The organism is Thermocladium sp. ECH_B (assembly GCA_001516585.1).
Lineage (GTDB): Archaea > Thermoproteota > Thermoprotei > Thermoproteales > Thermocladiaceae > Thermocladium.
Window position 1 is genome coordinate 1 of the sequence record LOBW01000109.1, and the last position, 3,888, is coordinate 3,888.

The 3,888-nt window shown below is 49.2% G+C and carries 5 protein-coding genes; 2 read left to right on the forward strand and 3 right to left on the reverse strand.

From position 1 onward, the window contains the following. Window positions 1-217: 217 nt before the first annotated feature. Window positions 218-445: a histone gene (locus tag AT710_09290; GenBank protein KUO90239.1), complete on the reverse strand. Its 228-nt coding sequence runs from the start codon at window positions 443-445 to the stop codon at window positions 218-220. A gap of 82 nt (window positions 446-527) precedes the next feature. Continuing rightward, the gene (locus AT710_09295) at window positions 528-785 is read right to left on the reverse strand and encodes a hypothetical protein (GenBank protein KUO90240.1); all 258 of its coding nucleotides are present in this window, start codon (window positions 783-785) and stop codon (window positions 528-530) included. Between the two features lie 172 nt (window positions 786-957). Here AT710_09295 and AT710_09300 point away from each other — a divergent pair, with 172 nt between their 5' ends. Further along, on the forward strand, window positions 958-1,962 hold the full coding sequence (locus AT710_09300; GenBank protein ID KUO90243.1) for a hypothetical protein: 1,005 nt from the start codon (window positions 958-960) through the stop codon (window positions 1,960-1,962). Here the strand turns inward: AT710_09300 and AT710_09305 are convergent. Next, complete coding sequence (locus AT710_09305) at window positions 1,952-2,644, reverse strand: hypothetical protein (GenBank protein ID KUO90241.1); 693 nt, start codon at window positions 2,642-2,644, stop codon at window positions 1,952-1,954. The two genes, AT710_09300 and AT710_09305, sit on opposite strands and share 11 nt — an antisense overlap. Window positions 2,645-2,789: 145 nt before the next feature. Here AT710_09305 and AT710_09310 point away from each other — a divergent pair, with 145 nt between their 5' ends. Next, window positions 2,790-3,839, forward strand: coding sequence for a wyosine biosynthesis protein TYW1 (locus AT710_09310; protein ID KUO90242.1), 1,050 nt, complete (start codon window positions 2,790-2,792; stop codon window positions 3,837-3,839). Window positions 3,840-3,888 lie beyond the last annotated feature (49 nt).

Genomic DNA, 3,888 nt, shown 5'->3' on the forward strand with positions numbered 1-3,888 from the left:
TCGCGGGGTGAAGCTTGAAAAGGTCCCTTTAATGTCCTCCCCCGGTCAATTTTTAGAGAATGGGGGTGGGAACCGACTTCCCCCGCAATACCGGGAGGAGGACCCGCGACGCGGAGACCGAGTAGCGCCCATAAAGGGGCGTAACCCCCAAGACCTCGGGAAACCCTAAAGGGCGGGGAGGAGGCCAGTGCCTAAAAGGCTGTGCTTATTCCACTCATTACACGGAGAGGGGCACGCACCTTATTATCCTGATAACTGCTCTAACGTCCTCCGCTGTTATTGTTTTTCTATTGGCATGCTTCGACATCTCTATGCTTCTATTGGCTAAGTCATACGCTATCGATTCCAACACGTCACGCAGGGCTTGAACTGCATCCTCCCCAACGCGCTCAGCACCGGCTTTTTTGAATATGCGATCCACGGGTGCAAGCGGTATCTCAGGCATGAATTGTAATTGGATCCGCGGAACTTAAATCTATTACTTAGGCTAATAAGCGATGCCTCAAATAATGGGGACCGCCTCACCATCATTGGGTCTGCTGGTCATTATCCATGTCCTGGTTTGGGGATGAATGCCTTACCGGCGCTAGATCTATGTCCTCCATCTTATAAGTTATTGATCTAAGCCTAGTCTTGGCTAAGTAGAACATCTTGCCGCAATTGCTGCATTTACATAGTATTATATGGGTGGTGAAGAACCTCGGATTATTCATGAACCTATCACTAACGAAGCTGTCGAAGCTCCAGGTCGGTAATCCACAGTATGGACATGTCACAGAATTCATTCAATCAATGGAGAATTAAGCCCCTTTATTAAACTTACTCAATAAGTAAACCGCTCCGCCCTTGCAGGGTCTCTGNGTTATAAAAATGAAGCCCCCTTCTCATGGTCCTTAATTCCAATAAGATAAAAAACCAATCCACGCAACACATATCGTGATTGAGATAGATGGATCAATGGGCGAGGGGGGCGGTCAAATACTTAGGACCGCCGTGTCGCTTTCGGCCGTGATCGGCGTTCCCGTTAGAATTAGAAACATACGGGTGAAGCGCAATAATCCTGGGCTTCGAATGCAGCATATCACCGCCATCTCTGCAGCTGCCAAGCTAAGCAACGCCGAGGTTATTGGTATGCGGGAGGGATCAATGGAGATCACTTTTATCCCCGGCAAAATCACATGCAGCAATCAGATCTTTGATGTGGGAACCGCGGGCAGCATTTCATTAATTATCCAAACAATAATGCCTCTACTCATGCATGCGGGCTGCGGATCCATAATAGAGCTGAGGGGCGGAACCGATGTTCCCATGGCTCCCCCANTTGACTATATGGCTAACGTGGTCATGCCGAACCTGGAGCTAATGGGCGTGAAGGCACTCATTACCACGAAGAAGCGGGGCCACTATCCAAGGGGTGGAGGAATCGCAATACTTGAGACCCGGCCGGGCAAGGTGCACGGCGTTTCCTTTGGAGAATCGCGGCCCATAAGGGTGGAGGGAATCTCCCACGCAACAAGCCTGCCTAGCCACGTGGCTGCTAGGCAAGCTGCTGCTGCGAGGAATAGATTAATGAGGCTTGGGTTGCCCATTGATATTAAGATAGATGTTGGGGCCGGATTAAGCCCTGGAAGCGGTATAGTTGTGTGGGGCTTGTTTGATGATGGCCATAGAGTGGGTGGAGACGCATTGGGTGAATTAGGTAAGCCGGCCGAGACTGTGGGTAATGAGGCGGCGGATAAATTATTGAGCAGCATCTTAAGCGGCGCTGATCTTGACCCCAATATGGGGGACATGATGGCTACTTACGCGGCCATAGCGAGTGAACCCACTAGGTACACCGTGTCGCAGGTAACGCAGCACCTCCTAACTAATGTGAGGGTGATTAAGTTGATGGGCATTAATGCCGAGGTGAAGGGGGAGGTGGGGGGTAGGGGCGAGGTCGCTGTGGAGCCTACTCGATGAAGTCCAATATGTTATTCCCATTCCCAAGCCTCTCCTCGGCCCCGTCACTGTACCTAGTGGTTAATACTTTCCTGACCGCGGCTATGGTTTTTTCACTTATTCCATTTATTTTGCTCCAGGACTCGAAATTATTCAATGCAGTTAATGGAGTGCCGAACTCCATTAATATCTTCTCAGCCCTTTTTCCACCTATCCCTGGAAGGGAACCCAACAACTGCACCTGTAATTCCCGTATCGTCTCCCCCTTCCTAGCGGTCACGGCCTTTATCGGCTTGCCTTCATCTACCTTGGCTAAGGAGAATATTATGTAGGCGGTTAACGATTCATTCGCCGAGTAGAGGACCCTTATCCCCATCTTGTTGAGGGCCACCATGGCTCCCGCCACGGAATGGGGATGAATGCTTCTCCTGGATATCGCCCGCCAGGGATCGCCCTCTATCAGTATTATGGGGTTCTGGTAATGCTCGATCAGTCTCTTGGCCTGATCGAATAATCTGCCATCTATTATGGAATTAATGAAGTCCATGGCCTTCTTCCTCTCGATTACAGTCGTATCCGATATAACGTAGTCCCCAGCCTCTATGGCTCTCTCTATAATCGTGCATCCAAGTCTCTTCAGTTCATTAATTACCTCCAGAGCCGTGGAGTGCTCCCTTGAATCAACCACTACATTGCACTGCATCCAGCGAATGCTTTAATTGGATTAAAATAAATTAATCGCTTAGGGGAAACCAAGATAATTCGGAGAAACTTTCAACAAAGTCGCTTATTCATGAATAATAGGATCAAATGCAAAAGTTTTTAACTCTACATGAGCATCATAGACAATGGAGGAAGTACAGGAAGAGAGGCTGAAGTATCATGAGGTCATTGGCGGCAAGATAAAGATAAAGATAGATACCAGAGCCGAACTATTGAAGTCCAAGTACGGCGTATATGGCCACGCCACAGTAGAGCTGTGTCACTGGACCAAGTCATCCCTCNCCGGGGGACCGAGCTGCTATAAGTATAAGTTCTATGGAGCCCCGGTCGGCGGCAGCCATAGGTGCGTGGAGTTTGGGCCCATGGGCATGGTATGCAGCAATAGGTGCGTATACTGTTGGAGACCAACTGATGCNTTCGACTCAATTACCCCAGGCAGCGACGAGGTGATGGAGCCCGAGGACTTATTGAACGGCGTATTAGCGGAGAGGCGACGACTATTATCTGGCTACNTCGGTCACCCCGAGGGCAAGAAGAAAATCAGGGAGGCACTGGAACCGACGCACTTCGCGATATCACTATCGGGGGAACCAACTCTCTACCCCAAGCTGCCTGAGCTAGTTAAGTTAATTAGGTCCCTCCCCAACACTAAATCAATATTCATTGTCACTAATGGCGAGCACCCAGAGGCAATAGAGAGGCTGGTGGAGGAGAACGCCTTGCCGACTCAATTATACTTGTCATGTAATGCCCCCAATAAGGCATTATTCAATAAGATAAATGTGCCGGTAATGAAGGGGGAAGCTGCGTGGGATTCCTGGTTAAGAACGCTCAAAATGCTGCCTAAACTAGGCACTAGAACTGTTGTGAGGATAACGTTAATAAAGGGATGGAACACTGACCCGAAGTACGTCCCAGAATTCGCCGAATTAATGCGAGCGGGTAGTCCACACTTCATAGAGGTCAAGTCATACATGCATCTCGGCCACTCGGTTTATAGGTTAGGCAAGGAAAACATGTTGAACCATGAGGAGGTAAGGGAGTGGGCCAATAAATTATTAAGGGAGTTAGGAACCATGTATGAGTTCATGGATGAAGACGTGAACTCACGTATAGTGGTTCTTAGGAACACCGAGAGACGGATTGATAGGTGGATAGAGAAGCCCACTACTTAGCTGGTTGGGCTAATAGGTGGATAGAGAAGCCCACTACTTAGCTGGTTGG